At 32.3% G+C, this 18,295-nt stretch carries 14 protein-coding genes and 1 pseudogene; 9 read left to right on the top strand and 6 right to left on the bottom strand.

The window, feature by feature from the left end:
* Positions 1-345: 345 nt before the first annotated feature.
* On the top strand, positions 346-609 hold the full coding sequence (locus tag ACQH6S_RS06100) for a hypothetical protein (protein ID WP_425360221.1): 264 nt from the start codon (positions 346-348) through the stop codon (positions 607-609).
* A 712-nt stretch (positions 610-1,321) separates the two neighbouring features.
* Here ACQH6S_RS06100 and ACQH6S_RS06095 read toward each other — a convergent pair.
* On the bottom strand, positions 1,322-2,122 hold the full coding sequence (locus ACQH6S_RS06095; protein WP_425360220.1) for a polysaccharide deacetylase family protein: 801 nt from the start codon (positions 2,120-2,122) through the stop codon (positions 1,322-1,324).
* Between the two features lie 294 nt (positions 2,123-2,416).
* On the opposite strand from ACQH6S_RS06095, the gene ACQH6S_RS06090 reads away from it, so the two are divergent.
* The 3 genes from ACQH6S_RS06090 to cydB all read left to right on the top strand — a co-directional run bounded on the left by ACQH6S_RS06090 (position 2,417) and on the right by cydB (position 8,386).
* A complete protein-coding gene (locus ACQH6S_RS06090) occupies positions 2,417-4,678 on the top strand; it encodes a tetratricopeptide repeat protein (RefSeq protein ID WP_425364426.1) in 2,262 nt (753 codons plus the stop codon).
* A 46-nt stretch (positions 4,679-4,724) separates the two neighbouring features.
* Positions 4,725-7,283 carry a UvrD-helicase domain-containing protein gene (locus ACQH6S_RS06085; RefSeq protein WP_425360217.1) on the top strand — a complete coding sequence of 853 codons (2,559 nt, stop codon included), beginning with the start codon at positions 4,725-4,727 and terminating at the stop codon, positions 7,281-7,283.
* An 83-nt stretch (positions 7,284-7,366) separates the two neighbouring features.
* A complete protein-coding gene (cydB, locus tag ACQH6S_RS06080) occupies positions 7,367-8,386 on the top strand; it encodes a cytochrome d ubiquinol oxidase subunit II (protein WP_341749476.1) in 1,020 nt (339 codons plus the stop codon).
* Between the two features lie 142 nt (positions 8,387-8,528).
* Here the strand turns inward: cydB and ACQH6S_RS06075 are convergent.
* The 3 genes from ACQH6S_RS06075 to ACQH6S_RS06065 all read right to left on the bottom strand — a co-directional run bounded on the left by ACQH6S_RS06075 (position 8,529) and on the right by ACQH6S_RS06065 (position 10,674).
* Positions 8,529-9,292, bottom strand: a protein-coding gene (locus ACQH6S_RS06075; protein ID WP_425364712.1) for an IS5 family transposase whose coding sequence is annotated in 2 segments (ribosomal slippage) — positions 8,529-8,935 and positions 8,935-9,292 — 765 coding nt in all. Because the reading frame shifts where the segments join, the coding sequence is not laid out codon by codon here.
* Positions 9,293-9,343: 51 nt separating this feature from the next.
* Entirely contained in the window at positions 9,344-10,102 is a 759-nt protein-coding gene (locus tag ACQH6S_RS06070; protein WP_425364425.1) for a 16S rRNA (uracil(1498)-N(3))-methyltransferase, read from the bottom strand.
* Between the two features lie 338 nt (positions 10,103-10,440).
* Positions 10,441-10,674, bottom strand: a complete 234-nt coding sequence (locus ACQH6S_RS06065; RefSeq protein ID WP_425364424.1) for a hypothetical protein — start codon at positions 10,672-10,674, stop codon at positions 10,441-10,443.
* A 386-nt stretch (positions 10,675-11,060) separates the two neighbouring features.
* On the opposite strand from ACQH6S_RS06065, the gene ACQH6S_RS06060 reads away from it, so the two are divergent.
* Positions 11,061-11,297 carry a DUF2312 domain-containing protein gene (locus ACQH6S_RS06060; RefSeq protein ID WP_094649130.1) on the top strand — a complete coding sequence of 79 codons (237 nt, stop codon included), beginning with the start codon at positions 11,061-11,063 and terminating at the stop codon, positions 11,295-11,297.
* 17 nt (positions 11,298-11,314) lie between these two features.
* On the top strand, positions 11,315-12,223 hold the full coding sequence (secF, locus tag ACQH6S_RS06055) for a protein translocase subunit SecF (protein ID WP_425360215.1): 909 nt from the start codon (positions 11,315-11,317) through the stop codon (positions 12,221-12,223).
* A 186-nt stretch (positions 12,224-12,409) separates the two neighbouring features.
* On the opposite strand, the gene ACQH6S_RS06050 is transcribed toward secF, so the two are convergent.
* Entirely contained in the window at positions 12,410-12,874 is a 465-nt protein-coding gene (locus ACQH6S_RS06050) for a type II toxin-antitoxin system RatA family toxin (protein WP_094649132.1), read from the bottom strand.
* Positions 12,875-12,896: 22 nt separating this feature from the next.
* Positions 12,897-12,983: pseudogene (locus tag ACQH6S_RS06045) on the bottom strand (DUF1674 domain-containing protein); the annotation flags it as partial.
* Positions 12,984-13,510: 527 nt separating this feature from the next.
* Between ACQH6S_RS06045 and ACQH6S_RS06040 the strand changes: the two are divergent.
* The 3 genes from ACQH6S_RS06040 to ACQH6S_RS06030 all read left to right on the top strand — a co-directional run bounded on the left by ACQH6S_RS06040 (position 13,511) and on the right by ACQH6S_RS06030 (position 18,252).
* The gene (locus ACQH6S_RS06040) at positions 13,511-14,395 is read left to right on the top strand and encodes a M15 family metallopeptidase (RefSeq protein WP_425360214.1); all 885 of its coding nucleotides are present in this window, start codon (positions 13,511-13,513) and stop codon (positions 14,393-14,395) included.
* 764 nt (positions 14,396-15,159) lie between these two features.
* Positions 15,160-15,915, top strand: a complete 756-nt coding sequence (locus tag ACQH6S_RS06035) for a M48 family metallopeptidase (protein ID WP_425360213.1) — start codon at positions 15,160-15,162, stop codon at positions 15,913-15,915.
* Positions 15,916-16,065: 150 nt separating this feature from the next.
* Positions 16,066-18,252 carry a tetratricopeptide repeat protein gene (locus ACQH6S_RS06030; protein WP_425360212.1) on the top strand — a complete coding sequence of 729 codons (2,187 nt, stop codon included), beginning with the start codon at positions 16,066-16,068 and terminating at the stop codon, positions 18,250-18,252.
* The last annotated feature ends 43 nt before the right edge of the window (positions 18,253-18,295 follow it).

Below are 18,295 nucleotides of genomic sequence, written 5' to 3'. Positions count from 1 at the left end.
AACGTTTATTAATAAGGAAAACTATAGAAGAAAAATCTTCTGCCTAAGGATGCCATCCTACTCGACTTATTGTCATACCTACTCTCCTGTCACCCCTGCTTTGGTGCGGGGTCTAGATTCCCGCCTACTCACATAAGCGTCAGCAATTAAGAAAACAACAATTGAAAAACCATCATTGCGAGGAGACCGTAAGGTCACGAAGCAATCCAGAAAAGTGATTAGAAATAGATTGCCACGCCACCTACGGTGGCTCGCAATGACGACTTATTAATAAAAATTAATCTTGTGTTTTTTACTAAATATTATACAATCTCTCTTTAACAATTATAATACGAGACTTTATATATGCGAAATAACACCAATAACTTACCCCTTCCCAATCATGTTACCCCAGCAACGCTTCTTGCTGCCTTAAGGATGGCTAATGGCATACGCCTACCTATACCAGTTAATAACAATTTGGATATGCCAAATCTTGATACCTCTGTTGTTAATAACAATTTAAACGTTACAACCTCTGATCTATCAACTCCAATCCCTAATAGTACCGCCCCTGATGCTCACCCACCACTGCTAGGAGCAGAAGTTCAGCAGCCCCCTACAGAGTAAGATAACTTCACCACTTCAAAAGCTGTTTTTACAGCTTTTGAAGTTTAGTTACAAATATTCAGTTTAATATTTAGCCTCAGCGTCATTGCGAGCTGATGTATCCCCCACAACTGTTGAAAGTTAGAAGAGGAAGCGGTTTTAGACCGGATAGTTTAAAAATCGTATGTGGTCAACGTCATTGCGAGAAAGACCTTAGGTCGACGAAGCAATCCATAAAAGTAACCAAAGATGGATTGCCACGACCACTACGTGGTCTCGCAATGACAGAAAACCTATCTAAAACCCGCTTTACCTTCTAACTTTCAACAGTTGTGATGTATCCCCACGAAATTGTTGCAAAATAGCAAGAATCGATAGAGATAGTAGGTTATGGATGTAAAAACAGTTTAAATCGAAGTAATAAAAGAACATTGTCCTTTTATACATAATAATCGTTTAAATGCGTTACTTGATGTTGCAGGAGACTTGACAGTAAAAGATAAAAAGATTTATTCGTATTTTATCCTTGGGAAATTTATTATTGAATTTAATTATTTGCATGCCATAAAACCATTGCTAGAACCCCTGGCATCTATTATAAAGACAGAGCTTTGTCATGCTTAATTTCGTGGGGATATATCAGCTCATAATGACAGTTTTTCAATTATTATTTTCTTGCTGACGCCTATGCACTCCATCGCTCCTAGCCCCAAATTCTCCTGAATTGACTATATCAATGGTTATTATAATTTCTAATGAAATCAAATTTATAATTCTTCTTGCGTAATGCATTAATTAGATTTCGTAAATTTTCTTTACCATTGAAGCAATCTTGGAACATCTCATCATGCATTAATAAAATTAATTTATTAGGTAATGCAGTATCTTTTTTTGCAAATTTAGCATCTATCTCTTCTACTAGACGCTCAACAGATTGTATAGGGCAACCATCATTATAGTGAGTCCATTCTAAATCCCATCCATATAGGTAAAAACCATTCTTGTACATAGCATTATCATCTATCTTTTCAACTTGATCTTCCTGTTTTGAAATATACGGATCATCTCTAGTTAAGTTAGGGAGACGGAATACATTCCTCCCAGGAAGTCTAGTATCAATATGGGAACCTTTTAAACCTAGCGTATCATTATTCTTTTTAAGATCATTAATTACCGATGGAATATCGCGATAAAATTGCTGATAGCGATTATAAGCATGAGAATAACTGTGATTCCCTATCTGAATAAAAGGACTCTTCTTAGCTAAATTCACAACACCCTTTGACCAACTACTAGAATCGTAGTGGAATCCTACCATAAACATGGTAACGGGTATCTTTTCTCCAGTCATAACCGCAACGACATTTTCTGTTCCTCTAAGCGGTCCATCGTCTGAAGTGATATAAATGGTATAACTAGCGTATGAAAAGCCAGCATAAAATATACTTGTTATAAATAACAATAAACAAAAATGGTTTAATCTTACAAGAGTTCTTAGTATGTTCATATATTCCTCAGTTAATCTGTTTGGCATAAAAATATAGCTAACCTTTAGTATTTATCTATAACCAACAGAAGTCATCGCAAAAAAGCATAAACCAACGAAGCAATGGCGTTAACCAAATATAGAATTACTTTTAGTTATTAGACCTTATATCACATTTTCAAGATATAAGGTCTATTGTAAGCAGCCTCCTATTGTACCAAAAGAAATATTGAATGTCTATACCAAATAATATGCAACCGTAGAATCAATAGTTGACAATAATCAAAGAGTATAGTTAAATAAATTGTGAGGCAACTATATAACTTATAAATAGCAAAAGAAATGAGTAAATATTTTATATTACTACTGATATTTATAATGCCTCTTAATTCATTAGCTCAACAACAAATATCTAACCAGGTATCTAATTTTGTTGCACCAGTTACTTATTTTGTCGATCATACTAAACAACTAAAGCTACTCAAACATAATTTAGATAAACATCGACAAGCAAGTATTATAGGAACTAGTGGTATGGGGAAAACCCAACTTGCTAGAATGTATTGTTATGAGAATCAAAATAATTATAAACTCATATGGTTTATTGACTGTAATTTAGATATTAATCAAGAGTTTCTAAAGCTAGCTCAAGCTATTAATAGTACTGCTAAATCTAATCTAGTATCAGAAGATATGAGGTTAGTACAACAAGAAGTAATAAGCTATTTATCGAATCAAGATAAATGGTTATTGATATTTGATAATCTGAAAGTCAGTGAAAATAAAAAAGTTCAAGAATTTGTTGATTGGGAAAATAACGGGCATGTTATATTTTGCTCCCAAGATAGTGAAAGATTACCTAATATAATTAAAATGACTGCCTTTACAAAAAGTGATGCGATTACACTTGCTAATAATATTCTAGAAAACAATGATCCAAAAATAGTAAAATTCTTGAGCAAAGAATTTGCTGGCTATCCTATCCTGATAGCACAAGGTGTACAATTATTAAACAATGTACAAGGTTTAGATATAACAGAATATAAGAAAAAAACCCAACGAGCAGCAGATAAAATTCAATTGAACATTATGTTAACTATCAATGAATTAAAGCCAAGTGCTAAAAAATTACTAAATAAAATAGCCTTAATAAATAATCAAGGTTTCTCGAAAGAATTTTTAAAAATTATTACTGATGATCAAAGTACATTGAATGATGATCTTTATCAATTGTCTAAATTTGCCTTAATATCTAACATTGATTCTAATGAAAATAATCCGATCTTTGAAATGCACGATGTTATTGCTGAGAAAATAGCTGAGATTAATTGTAGCGAAGGTAATAAAGCTTATTTAGAGGATATTATTACCAAATTAATAAATTGTATACCAAAGAGTGCATTACAGGCTCGTATTTTCAGAAGTGCTAAAACTATACAAGAAAATCTTGAAATAATTTTAAAAAATTCAGAGAAATATAACACAAATATATATAAAATTATGGCACTTAATTTACAATTAATAGTTCAGTACAATGATTCTCTTAATAGTTATTGTGCAGAAAAAAAGGTTAACTGGTTTAACAAAGCTAATCAAGAAGGAAAATTTAAATTATGGTTAATGAGTAATGATGAAAAGCGTACTTATGCAGGTTACTTACAATCAATAGGGGGGTATCATAGGTATTCTAATTATAAGATAGCAATAAAATATTATATAAGGGCGAAAGAAGTATTCGATAATGTGAAAGGGTATGAGTCTTTAAAAGGGAATCTATTTTTTGTTTTAGCAATATGTAATATTGCATTAGGACAGATTCAAGAAGCCGAAAAGAACGTTCAAATTATAGAAAAAATGTTTAATGAAGGTTTAATAGATAAAAATGACATAAGTTATATACATAGTGCTAAGGCAAGGTTATTATTTATACAGGGAAAATATATTGAATCATTAGAGCAAGTTAATAAAACTATAGAAACATGTATTAAAAATGGGCTAAGTCCTGATGACATAGTTCTTGTCCATCCTTATTTACTTAAAGCAGAACTATTAAATTATCTTAAAGAATACCCAGAAGCATATGTTCAAGTTGAGAAATTATACAATTTGTGTGAATCTTCCCAAAAAATACCTCCTGAAATATTAGGTCGCATTCTTACCCAAATGGCAAGAAGTGAATTAGGGCTAGGTAAGCTAGAGCAAGCCTCAGATCATGTTAATAAAGCCATTTCCATATTTTTAGCCGATGAACTAAGGAATCCCAAAGATGCAGATTATTCGGAAGATCCAGATTTAGCGGTTAGTTATGTAGCACAAGGTGATATTTTATTTGCTCAAGATAACATAAAAGAAGCTATGGAATCCTATAATAAAGCTTATACCATATATTATTATTTATATAGAGATAATCGAAAAAATGTGGCTCAAGTTAGTTACTTATATACTCAAGGAGCTAAAGCGGCATGTAAAGCAAAAGACTTATCTAATTATAAATTTTTTGGTAAACCGCAAGTAAAGGAGTTTGGCATAAATTATCCTAATACTGTATCTATGTTTGAGTATTGTAAACAATATGATATGGATTTATGGGCAAAAGAAAAATAAAAGAGCTGTATATTTTTGCTTTAAATAGTAGGACTCTTTTTATAAAATGAATGAATTACAACAACAAGCATCAGATCCCCAATATTCTGTTTGGGTTTCTGCCTCAGCCGGTACAGGCAAAACCAAAATTTTAACAGATAGAGTACTCAGATTGCTGATTGAAGGGGTGGCATTTAACAAAATTTTATGCCTAACTTTCACTAATGCAGCTGCCCTTGAAATGCAGAGTAGAATTAGAAATAAGCTTGCTAAATTTGCTGTAGATGGAACTGCTAAATTGACGAAAGAGTTAAGTTTATTACTTACTAGGGAGCCTTTAGAAAGTGAGGTGCAATATACCAAGACTTTATATTACAGACTACTAAACTCTGAAGATGGAATTAACATTTATACTATTCATGCTTTTTGTCAAAAGATGCTTAAATTATTTCCTTTGGAATCGAGTATCAATCCAGAATTTCAGATTCTTGATGATATTACAGCACAAGGGGTTATTAACAAAATAAGAAACCAAATCTATTTAGATCCAACTTATAATGAGCTGATTAGTTTCTTTTTGACAAACTTCCATGAAGTAACCATCAATGATATTTTTTCTGAAATAATCCAGCAAAAGATTAAGTTTAAGAAACTATTTGCCAAGCAAGTGGATTACAAAGAACATCAAACTATTAATTCTTATGTTCCTGAGCAATTATCAGAACTTTATAGCCATGCTCGGCAATTACTGGCAAAATACTCAATAGCTATTAACCTAGATCAAGAAATTCAACTATTTTTTCTTACTAAAGAAGGTACTAAGCGTAAGAATATGTTGCCCAAATCTATAGCAACAAACTATCCAAAATTATTGAATGAACTTGAATATATTCAAGAAAAAGTTTTTCAGTTAGGGCAGCAAACTAAAATGCAAGATATGGAAAATTATTCAAATTTGTTGTGTAATTTGGCAAAAATTTTTCTTGATAAATATGAGTCCTATAAAACTGAGAACAGCTTACTGGATTATGATGATTTAATTTATTTGACACAATTATTATTAACAGATGATACTACCAAAAATTGGGTGTCATATAAACTTGATGGTGGAATTGAGCATTTGCTTGTTGATGAAGCACAAGATACTAGCCCTGAACAATGGAGCATTATCACTGCAATTATAGCAGAGTTTTATTCTACCACTAAGCATAAAAAGAGTACTATTTTTGTTGTGGGTGATGAAAAACAGTCAATTTTTAGCTTCCAAGGAGCAAATCTTAGCTCTTTTAATTCTGTTAATGCAAATTTATGTAAAAAATTCTCTGAGGCAAATAAAAATTTCAAAAATATTACTCTTGAATGGTCATATAGGTCTACTGAAAAAATTATCGATATTGTCTATCTAATTTTACAACAAATTAAAAACACTACCCCTCAATTATTTACCTCTGAGAATCCTAAAATTTTACCATTTCGTCAAAATGATAAAGGTATAGTAGAACTCTGGCCACTAGTTAGAGGAGAGAAAGAGACTAAATTATTTTGGCCCTTACCAGAAGAGCATAATAAATCCAAATCTGCTCAGCAAGTACTTGCGGAACAAATCGCTAATTTTATAAAAAGCCAGATAGCAAGCCAAAGAATCTTACATGCCACTAATTCCGAAGTTAAAGAATCAGATTTTATGATTTTGGTACGTAAGAGAGATGAGTTGGTTTTTGAAGTTATTAATTGTCTTAAGCAACATGGTTTACAAGTAGAAGATGTTGACCGAATCACTTTAGATAAAAGTTTATCAGTATTAGACTTAATAGCCATAGCAAAATTTGTGCTACTACCTCAAGACGATTTGAATTTGATTGGTCTATTAAAATCCCCAATAATCGGCATGAGTGAACAAGAACTACAGTTGCTTGCAGTTTCTCGTGGCAAGAATTCTATATGGGAATATCTGCAAAATATACCAGAATATACAAATATATATAATAAACTATGTTATTTTCTACAGCTATACAAAGTTGCCAATTGTCGGAATTTTTTCTCATTGATTGTCGATTGTTGGGATATTAGAAAAATTCTAGTTGAATCTAATGGATTTGATAGTAATGATGTAATAAATGAATTGATATATTTAAGTGTAAATTATGCTAATAATATCGATAGCTCGCTGCAAAGCTTTGTTTATTGGTTTGAAAATAACAAAATTGATGTTAAAAGAAACTTAGAATCGTCAAGTAAGATAAAAGTCATGACTGTTCATGCTTCTAAAGGGCTACAAGCACCGATTGTTATCCTGTGTGATACTAGCTCAGTGCCAACTAACAGCAATAAATTTATTTGGGATCAAGATGGTAAGGTGTTCTCTGTCCCCCAATCATCTAATAGCCCAGAATTTTTTAAAGCTCTCAAGGAACAGGAACAACAAAAAGACTTACAAGAATATATCAGACTACTTTATGTGGCAATGACCAGGGCAGAAGATCATTTAGTGATATGTGGTTACCAGTCAAGTGGTAATAAGCTGCCACAAAATTGTTGGTATGAGTTAGTTTCTAGAGCAATGAATATGCATGGTAAGCTACATGATAATGGGATTATAGTTTATGAAATGGTTATTTCTGAGTAAAATTTTAACACAAGATAAAGGTAGCATAGGCTCTAAAATTCAGGTATAATAGCTGTTATAGTCAATTGATGAGAACAACAACCATGCTTAACTTTGCCCCCTATATAGATTTACCTTTAGTTTGGGGTGGACTAATTGTCATAGCAATATTTCTGTATGTATTACTAGATGGTTTTGATCTGGGGGTTGGTATATTATTTCCATTTGCTCCTACTCAAGATTGCCGCAATAAAATGATGAATTCCATAGCACCATTTTGGGATGGTAATGAAACTTGGTTAGTTTTAGGTGGTGGGGGATTATTTGTTGCGTTCCCACTGGCTTATGCAATTTTAATGTCAGCCTTCTATATACCAATTATCGCAATGCTTTTGGGCTTAATTTTTCGCGGGGTAGCTTTTGAGTTTAGATTTAAAGCCACTCCAAAGGATCGTTACATATGGGATTATTCTTTCCATTTTGGTTCTATCATTGCCGCCTTATTTCAGGGAATTATGCTGGGAGCTTTTATCCAAGGCATTAAAGTGGATGGCAGGGTATTTGCTGGCGATGCTTTTGATTGGCTCACCCCTTTTTCTCTGATGACCGGTATTGCTCTGGTATTTGGTTATGCCCTACTTGGTTGTACTTGGCTTATCATGAAAACTGACAAAGATACGCAAATATGGGCTCGTAAATCTGCAGCATATGTATTAATTTATGTTATGTTATTTATGGGATTAGTAAGTTTATGGGTACCATTTTTAAACGAGAGAATTCGTATATTTTGGTTTACTATGCCTAATTTTGCATATCTCTCATTCATTCCTATTTTAACTATTTTTACCTTATTTATGTTATTCACCACTCTTTATAAAAATAAAGAATACCAACCTTTTTGTTACTCAGTTTTACTTTTTACTCTGGGCTATTTAGGGCTAATTTTAAGCATCTGGCCTTTTACCGTACCATATCAAATATCTTTATGGCAATCGGCAGCAATAGCCGAATCACAATCTCTAATGTTGGTAGGAGCTGCGTTACTTTTACCGATAATATTAGGTTATACAATTTATTGTTATTATATATTCCGTGGAAAATCAACTCATCACCCAATGTATTAGTAAATTGAAAAAAATTTTTATTTCTCAGAAATGCAAACAATGGCTTTGGTTTGTAATTTTATACTTAGTGGGGCTAATATTTGTGCTATCATTATCCTGTATAATTAAAGCTATCTTTTTTATATTTGGCTAGGGTGTGTCGTCACGAGATTTTAGCCCACATTAGTAATCCCCTTAGACAAAGACCCGCCATGTATGATTTTGTGTTTTTAGCATATCTTGTTGCTATACCACGCCATTCTTTAAATTTTTGAAATGTATTTTCAATAATGTGCCTTAACTTATATAAATCCTTATCTATCTCTCTTTGAATCTTTCTGTTTCTTTTTGATGGTATTACAGGAATTATATTTGCTTGCTCAGCAAATTCTACGATGCTATTTGTGTCATAAGCTTTATCCGCTATAAGGTACTCTGCCTCTATATTTTGGGTTAATTCACAAGCTTGAGTACAATCGTTTCTGGAACCTTCTGTAACAATAATTCTGACCGGCATACCATGCGCATCCACGGCCATATGTACCTTTGTATTGATCCCCCTTTTGTGCGGCTAATCGTTTGATTCCCGCCTTTTGCCCCAAGCCCTGCTTTATGGGCTTTTACAAATGTAGAATCTATCATTAACCATTCGAAATCAGGATCATTTATAAAAATATTTAGTACATTCTCCCATACTCCATTATCTCGCCATCTACAGAATCTTCTGTGTACATTCTTCCAATTCCCATAATCAGGTGGCAAATCTCTCCATGGAGCTCCTGTCCTAAATATCCACATTACTGCATTTACAAAGGTTCTATTATCTCTTGCAACCCCTCCCCAACAACCTTCCCTACCAGGCAAATGGCTTTGTATTTTATTCCAAAGTTCATCGTTTATATCATGTCTTCTATGTGCTAGCCTCATAACTCTTATCCCTATTTCTATTACTATAATTAGTATAAACAACTTCACAATTTATTCAATTACAATCTCGTGACGACATACCCTAGGAAACTGGGTAAATAATTTAATCTGTGCTAGACACGCTGCTACGGCAGTTTCAGTTCGCAAAACATTCACTCCTAGACTTATTGATAAACTATTAGGTCTCAATGAAAGTATCTTAAGTTCATTCGGTGAAAAACCTCCTTCTGGATCGACAATAACTGAAATATTTGAGTATGATGTAGGCATTATTTTTAATAATGTATTATTTTCATCTTCATTTTCATTAGCATATATTATAGAATTATTTAGGTTCTGATCGAGGAAAAGACTAAGTGATGTTAATGGCATAAGAATGGGCGGGATCAAACGTTCGGATTGTTCTGTAGATTCAATAATACATTTCATCAATTTTTGATTATTAACATTACGAAATTGAGACCTTTCTGTAATTAATGGAATAATTTTTGTCACCCCAAGCTGTACAGCCATATCTATGGCATCTAACATTCTATCACTTTTAATAATCGATATCCCTAAAGTAAGCTCAGGTTCGATTATTGTTTTTCTTAAAATATTAGTAAGTTCAACATGTAAATTATTTTTTGTTATATCGGTAATTTGGGCTATAAACTCACCATCTATACCGTTAAAGATTCTAAAATGATCACCAATTTTTAACCTTAATACTGTTTTAAGGTAGTGGCTATGGTCTTCTGCAAGATTTAACGAATAATTTTCAATTAGTTTGATATTGCTATATATTCTATGAAGACGAGAAATTTTCATAATTTTAACTCCAATGATCAATTATCATAGTACTCTACAATTTTTTATTTATTTCCTTATGACGAGTAAAAAAGCTGACTACTAAGCGTCATTGCAACCTGATATATCCCCCACAACTGTTGAAAGTTAGAAGGTAAAGCGGGTTTTAGATAGGTTTTCTGTCATTGCGAGACCACGCAAGTAGGTCGTGGCAATCCATCTTTGGTTACTTTTATGGATTGCTTCGTCGACCTACGGTCTTTCTCGCAATGACGTTGACCACATACGACTTTTAAACTATCCGGTCTAAAACCGCTTCCTCTTCTAACTTTCAACAGTTGTGATGTATCCCCACGAAATTAAGCACGACAAAGCTCCGTCTTTATAATAGATGCCAGGGGTTCTACCAATGGTTTTATGGCATGCAAATAATTAAATTCAATAATAAATTTCCCAAGGGTAAAATACGAATAAATCTTTTTATCTTTTACTGTCAAGTCTTCTGCAACATCAAGTAACGTATTTAAACGATTATTATGTATAAAAGGACAATGTTCTTTTATTACTTCATTTAATACTGTTTTTACATCCATAACCTACTATCTCATCATTAAATAATGATGATATTCTATCAATTCTTGCTATTTTGCAACAATTTCGTGGGGATACATCAGCTCGCAATGACGAAGCACTTTTCTCAAACGTCATTGCGAGGAATAGCTTTGCTATGACGAAGCAATCCAAAATAAGTAGAAATGTATTGTCACAACCATACAGTGGTCTCGCTAATAGACAAAAATTTACTATGGATAAGTGCTAATCGAGTGCATTTTAAAGATTTTTCTAGCATTTATAGCAAAATTATCTATAAATTACTTAGTGGCTAATAAAAATAATATATACTATAGGTAAACCGAGAAGGGTTAACTAAATATATGGTATAATTATGATGTCTTGATAAACAAAAAAATTTAATTTTATGACAGAAGTGATAGCTAAAGAACAATTAGAACAATATATAAATCAAATAGAAGGGCTTGAACAAGAAAAAGCTGAATTATCTGAAGCAATAAAAGATGTATTTGATGCAGCCAGCTCCAGTGGTTTTGATACCAAGGCTATGAAGTCTGTGTTAAAACTAAAAAAACTTGATAGAAATAAGCTGGCTGAACAAGATGCAATCTTAGAATTGTACAGGCAAGCTTTAGGTATATAAATTAAAGATATTTAATAATGAAATTATATCCGTTAAGACTATTACCTGAGCAAGTTAATTTTGATTTTATCAGATTTAAAAAAGTAAGCTATACGATGTCCATTATTTTGTCTCTTGTGAGCATTATATGGATAGGAATTTATAAATTTAATTTTGGTATTGATTTTTCTGGTGGAATTGTTATAGAAGTACGGCTTGATCAATCGCCTGATTTAACCAAAATGCGTGAAGTACTTAATAACCTTAAGATTGGTGAAGTAGTATTGCAAAATTTTGGTAACCAGAATGATTTGTCGATACGAGTTGGTAGCAATAGTGAAGACACTTTAATGCACAATATTGAGCTGATCAAATTGACTTTAAGCAACCAATTTCCTTATAAATTTGAATATCGTAAAGTAGATTTTGTTGGTCCACAAGTTGGAGCTCATTTGATAAAATCAGGAATAACGGCTCTAATTCTTTCTTTTCTTGCCATAATGGCTTATACTTGGGCTAGATTTGAGTGGTATTTTGGGCTTGGTATACTGATAGCTTTGCTACATGATGCCATACTAAGTTTAGGTTTTATGAGTGTGATGAGGTTAGACTTCAATCTAACTTCCATAGCGGCTATTCTTACCATAATAGGTTATTCTGTCAATGATTCAGTAGTTATCTATGATAGAATTAGAGAAAACTTACGGAAATCATATCAGAAAACAATGCAACAAATTATTAATCAGAGTATTAATGAGACTTTGTCTAGAACCATTTTAACAGTTGTGACAACCTTGTTGGCAAACCTAGCTTTAGTAATATTTGGTGGAGAAGCTATTCATAGCTTTAGCTTATTAGTATTTTTTGGGATAATAGTTGGTACATATTCTTCTATCTTCATATCTGCTCCGATACTAATGTTATTTGTTGCCAAGAAATTTAGATAGCGAGAACAAGGAGGCAATGAATAGTGGATTGCTTCGTCGGCTTACGCCTTCTCGCAATGACGCTTGGGTTGCATACACGTCATTGCACATAGGCGTTAGTTTAAGAAAATAAAGTAGAAAAGTCGTCGTTGCGAGCCACCGTAGGTGGCGTGGCAATCCATTTCTCATCAATTGACTATAGTGATTTCAAGAATTGTTAGAACCCACCTTACTCAACATAGTATCGGCTCTTTTTTCAAATGCATCGACCATTTTTTCAGTAGCATCAGTAAAAAATATACCAACTAATTTGTCAACTATGGCAAACTTCATTTTGAAATCAATAAAGAACTCTACTTTACTACCAGTATCTTCTTGAGAAAATTGCCATAAATTTTTTAAATATTTAAATGGTCCGGAGATTGCCTCGACTTCAATGGAGTATCTCTGCTTATTTAAATCATTTGAGTAGATAATTCTTGATTGATAATTGTCTGAAAAACCTTTTAACTGAATTACTAACTCAGCTATAATTTGATTCTCATTTTCTGAGATGATTCTAGCAGCCCTACACCATGGTAAGAATTCAGGATATGACTTTACGTCAAGAACTAAGTGAAATAATTCTTGGGCATTATATGGTAGGAGTTTGATTTGATGAAAACTTGGCATAAATTAATTTACAATTGCAGCATTAAAAATCAGTTACCCTGCCTTTATGCTGCCAATCTCCATGGATAGTTGGTTCTTGACCTTTAAAACCACCTATTTCTTCTGGCTTTTCTTTTTTATCTTTTATGGTAGTATCTTTTTTGTTATCCATAAATGTACTAATCCTCTGTATTACGTCTTTTTATTTGTATAGTCAATTAATTTGAATTAGCAACGTTATAAATCCGATTAGTATTTAGCCTCAGCGTCATTGCGAGGAGCCACTTTAGTGGCGACAAAGCAATCCAAAAAACGATTAAAATGGATTGCAGGCTTACGTCTCCTCGCTAATAGACAGCACGATGGGTGCTTATTCAGCGCTAATTCAGGTTAATTGACTATATCTATACATGTTGAAACTTCAGTTGCCGATTTCTCCAATTCTTGCATTAGGTTATGCAAGAGGTCTATTTGCTAAGCCTGGTGCAAAAAAACCATCGGCTCCAACTGCTGCATAAGCTTTGCTTCTTCCTTAATAATATATTTTTACTTAAAGCACAATTTTAATTATCAAAATCTGTCGATAACAATAAGTGCTTGACTCTTTTATTGGGTTAGGATACTCTCAAGATACATTAACTAATTTTTGATACTATTATGTATAGATTGTTATTATTATATATTTTTTTTATAAATATATCGCAAGTAAATGCTGCTGATTTTACCATAGAACCTTTATCTGAATCATCGAAACAAGAGATGATCAAGAAAAAAGTGTGGCATGATGGATGTCCAGTTGCTCTAAATCGATTGAGAGTTATTAAATTCCCTTATTATGATTTTAATTCTGTAATACATCATGATGGAAAACTAGTTGTTTTTGATGCTGTTTCTGAGCGTGTTGTCGCCATTTTGAAAAAAATATATGATTTAAAATATCCTATTGCTAAAGCGCGTACTATTGAAGATTATGATGGTGATGATGACAGAAGTATGGCAGATAACAATAGTTCTAGTTTCAGTTGTCGTGAAATTACAGGAGGCGGTTTACCTTCAGTACATTCATACGGTCTTGCGATTGACATTAATCCAATTCAAAATCCTTATATTTCTATTCCAAGTGACATAAGTCAAGCAGGGCTTGTTACTGTAAAACCTTCAGAAGGATCAAGTTATCTCAATCGAACCAATATTAGACCTGGGATGAGTGAAGTAATAATTGATCTTTTCGCTGAAAATGGTTTTAGTGTTTGGGGAGGAAAGTGGAACACTCCTATAGATTGGCAGCATTTCCAAACGTCTCGAGCTATGGCACAATTATTAGCCATTATGAACTATAATGATGGGTGTACTCTTTTTGAGTTCTACACTAAAACCCCGCAAATGCTTAACAAAATTGATCCTAATAATAATCAATTTGTTGAGCTTTATAAAAAAGACTCTAAGATGTTTATGCAATGTTTAAAAAAATTACCAGAAATATTAAGCCTAACGCCAGATCAGGCATATGAGATTTTATCAAAATGTATTGTAAATAAGTGATTAATACAACCCTTTCTTCTTATTATAGAAATTTTGTTACTCCACTAAGTTAACTAAGAATTTTGTTAACTTAGTATAGGCAATTGAGAAGTTGGGGGTGTTGTCGTTCAATGCTCGCCTATTACTTATCATAACACCCTACAATTTTTATTCTATAAGTATAAAACAGCATAAAAACGTCATTGCGAGCTGATGTATCCCCACGAAATTCTTGCTATTTTACGCGAGTTGCCAATTAAGTTAGCTCATAAAACCTAGATGTCAAGCAGTTTACGAACTATTTGACACGTGAAAAGTATAATCAAAACGCTATGTATTTTAAAAAATTTCTAATTTTAAGAATTTATTGCATTTTTTGACCTGATTAAATGTTCTTGAAACCTTGTGAAGTCTAGGGTTTACTAAAATCAATTAATTGGCAACTCGTGTTATTTTGCAACAATTTCGTGGGGATACATCAGATTGCGAGGAGGTGTAAACCTCCGAAGCAATCCATAAATTGTCCCCTGTTCGACTCAGTGTTACCCCTGCATAAGCAGGGGGCTAGATTCCGTACCAAAGCGGGAATGACCGCTTCCTTTGTGGCTCTATTTTTTTATTTTATTTGTTGACAAATTCACTCGTCCATATATGACATTGAGTTAAGCAGGGATGACCAACTTATCATCGCTCACTATCCTCCCTTGAATTAACTATATATAGTCAATTCAGGAGGAGTTGGTGCTAGGAGCGATGGAGCGACGCCTATAAGTAATAGGCGAGCATTGAGCGACAACGTCACCAACTTCTCATCAATTGACTATATCTTAAATATGAATAATCAACCGCAACTAATACCAAATTTTATTACTTTAAATAAGCTCGGTCATGATATTGACATTCCAATAAGATGTAGTAATAAAGCTAAACGCATTGCCATTAGAATAAACCATAAAGGAGTTGAACTAGTTCTGCCTAATAAAAATTTTAATACAGGATATAAATTTTTACTAGAAAAAGAATCTTGGATTAGGCGAAAATTATCAGATGTTTCAAAACAAGAACCCATAGATAATAATACTATAACAGTCTTTGACAGAATATACTCATTACTACATATTGATGCAGATTATAATAAAGTGCAAATGGCAGAGGATATTATTCAGATATATTCCCCACCTTCTCAACATAAGAGTACCTTAATAAAATTCTTGAAAGATAGACTGTTACTAGAAGCAATAAACCTGGCTACTCTTCTGGGTAAAGAATATAATATAAACTTTAGTACAATAAAAATTACAAATAATAAGAACAAATGGGGAAGTTGTTCCAGTTATGCTGAACTTACTTTTAATTGGCGACTTATTTTTGCTCCAAAAAAAATACTGAAATACTTAGTGGTACATGAAATATGTCATATAATGGAAATGAATCACAGTAAACATTTCTGGCATTTAGTGGCAAAACTCTATCCTGATTATAAGTTGGCTAGATTATGGCTTAAGAAAAATGGCAATAAATTGCATCAATATCTACAATAAATGGTATCAATTTACAAATTGAGATTATAAAATAATCGCTTTATAAAAATAATATTTGCATTAATAATTACAGTTGATATAATGTGCGACATAAAATAATAGCCCGTTTAATACGGCATAAAAATTATATAGCCAAAAAAAGAACATTTCATGTCAAAAGAAAAAAAACTGCAAATAATACCAAGTTCAGAATTAAAGAATCCTTTGAATTCTCTGTTACTTATTGCACAATATAAAGAGAAAGATTTTACGGTTAAGAAATTTACTCCTAAACACCAAGAATTCTTAGAGCGTCTTTGTCGATATGGTCCAATTGATGATATAGTAAAAATATTTGGAAAAAATATACTAAAGGAGTATGAAAAATTTACAATGCCAGCCTTGCTTTATAATTTGTGCCTTTCACGAGAGGAAAAGAACGGAGTATACAGAGATTACGATAAGAATATTGCTAAAAATATTAAAGATATTTTTGGCATTAAAAATATTTGGGTACCAGATAATAACAAAACTCCAGGCATTATCTATCAAATGCCAGGAGAACATGTACAGAGAAAGATACAATGTGATGATAATATTAAGACTACTCAAATTGCTTGGGCAGCTTACACTAAAGCTAGTGGTATATTATATTTATACAAGATAGGAAAACCTATACCTTCACATAAGATAATAGAGTCATTTCTAGAACTAATAGCATCAATCGATCAAAATAGTTTTATAATAGAAATATTTTGTGATTACACTAACATTATTAAATCTATAACTACAGATATCTTAAATGCTATTGTTAATCAGCCATATTTTAAGAAATCAATGGCTCTCTCTCAGAAGATAACAGAATTTCTGATTAATACTGGTAATATAAAAGAAGCATATGATTTTTTAAATATTACATGTCAACTCATTAAAGATGCACAAGAAGATTCATCAAAATTAGACCCATTGGATAAAAAGTCTGATTTATCTGAATTTATTATGAATCATTATTGGAACTTAGGAATAATAAATAAGGCTCTAGGTAATTTACCAGATGCTGAGATATGCTTCAAGAGATATTATGAAAAAAATCCAAATTGTAAAGATGCTGTTCTAGAGTTATACGTTATCTATTCAAGGTTGGAGGATAAGGACAAATCACGAACTCTAGCTGAAGAACATAAGGATTCAGTACCTCACCTTTTAATAATAGACAAAATCATTAATAATGCAATATATCCTCCAAAATCATCTATTATACATCTTTCTTATCAGGAGAAAGCATATGTAGTAATTACTGCCTTTAATAAGGCTATATACTCAGATAACAAAGCACAAACCCAATATTACAAGCAAATAATATTAAAGGAGATACTGCGTGACAAAGAATTTAAAAATACTTGTTCTTTAGCAAAACAAATAAAAACACAAATTTTATGCGGAAGTATAAATTTTAATGCTGATATTCTAAAACAACTTCCTTCTGACGAGATACCTAAGCTACTTCTAGAACTATCTATAATGTATTCATCCCCCTCTACTTATAAGACGGCTTTAGAATATATCAACTTAGCTCGAGAATATGATCCCAATAATCTAACATACTTATTTCACCAAACGATACTAACTGTTGCTTTAAACCTTATTAATCAATATGAATCATTATCAATAGAATCTCAGTCATTAGTAGCAACTCTACCACCAGTAGTGCAAGATTTACCTACAGCAAATGCAGCAGTAGTAAACTCAGAAAATACATCAGCAATACCAGAATTAAGGCAACAAAGTTCAGTAAAATATTATTATAATATGCCTGATCTTATTGAAGCATGTAATACTGGAGAGCCAAATGCAATACATCAATACTTTCAAGAGATAAAACAAAAGTCTTTACATGGGAGTCTCGATCTATACCAATCGCCTGGGTGGTATATTAATGAAACAACCCCTATTAAGTCTTCAGAGGCAACTAATGTATTACATAATTTATATGCAATTATTAGCCCTACATTAAAAGAACAACTTAATGACGATGAATATACTAGATGGCAAACTATTTTAGAAAAGGGTTTTGCTAAGAACGACAAAGGTGCAGCAGGGATAAAATTTTTAAAAGGAAAAACAGGAAAAATTTATGAATTAAAAGACCCTTCAAAGGATGCTAGGTTAATGGCGGCGGAAATATATAAAAATAAAAGTGGTGAATCCCTAATATTATTTAAGGGAATAAAGTATCATGGTTATATAAGAGACTATTTGGACAGAACTGAGAGCGAAATAATCCCATGCGAAGATTATTATGAGTTAATGGGGAAGTCCAATCATCTATTGGATAATTTTGATATAATGGCATTGTAACGGGATGTAACTTAAATACTCACCTTACGCATGGCATTTAAAA

Source organism: Candidatus Tisiphia endosymbiont of Mystacides longicornis (assembly GCF_964031095.1).
Classification (GTDB): Bacteria; Pseudomonadota; Alphaproteobacteria; order Rickettsiales; family Rickettsiaceae; genus Tisiphia.
Note: the sequence above shows the minus strand (reverse complement) of the source record. Positions and strands in the feature narration are given on the sequence as shown.

Bases quoted from the DNA above. Each gene is read 5' to 3' on its own strand.
- ACQH6S_RS06100 (WP_425360221.1), top strand. From the start codon at position 346: ATGCGAAATAACACCAATAACTTACCCCTTCCCAATCATGTTACCCCA.
- ACQH6S_RS06070 (WP_425364425.1), bottom strand. From the start codon at position 10,102: ATGAAAATTTCTCGTCTTCATAGAATATATAGCAATATCAAACTAATT.
- ACQH6S_RS06090 (WP_425364426.1), top strand. From the start codon at position 2,417: ATGAGTAAATATTTTATATTACTACTGATATTTATAATGCCTCTTAAT.
- ACQH6S_RS06065 (WP_425364424.1), bottom strand. From the start codon at position 10,674: ATGGATGTAAAAACAGTATTAAATGAAGTAATAAAAGAACATTGTCCT.
- ACQH6S_RS06040 (WP_425360214.1), top strand. From the start codon at position 13,511: ATGTATAGATTGTTATTATTATATATTTTTTTTATAAATATATCGCAA.
- ACQH6S_RS06095 (WP_425360220.1), bottom strand. From the start codon at position 2,122: ATGCCAAACAGATTAACTGAGGAATATATGAACATACTAAGAACTCTT.
- secF (WP_425360215.1), top strand. From the start codon at position 11,315: ATGAAATTATATCCGTTAAGACTATTACCTGAGCAAGTTAATTTTGAT.
- cydB (WP_341749476.1), top strand. From the start codon at position 7,367: ATGCTTAACTTTGCCCCCTATATAGATTTACCTTTAGTTTGGGGTGGA.
- ACQH6S_RS06060 (WP_094649130.1), top strand. From the start codon at position 11,061: ATGACAGAAGTGATAGCTAAAGAACAATTAGAACAATATATAAATCAA.
- ACQH6S_RS06085 (WP_425360217.1), top strand. From the start codon at position 4,725: ATGAATGAATTACAACAACAAGCATCAGATCCCCAATATTCTGTTTGG.
- ACQH6S_RS06050 (WP_094649132.1), bottom strand. From the start codon at position 12,874: ATGCCAAGTTTTCATCAAATCAAACTCCTACCATATAATGCCCAAGAA.
- ACQH6S_RS06030 (WP_425360212.1), top strand. From the start codon at position 16,066: ATGTCAAAAGAAAAAAAACTGCAAATAATACCAAGTTCAGAATTAAAG.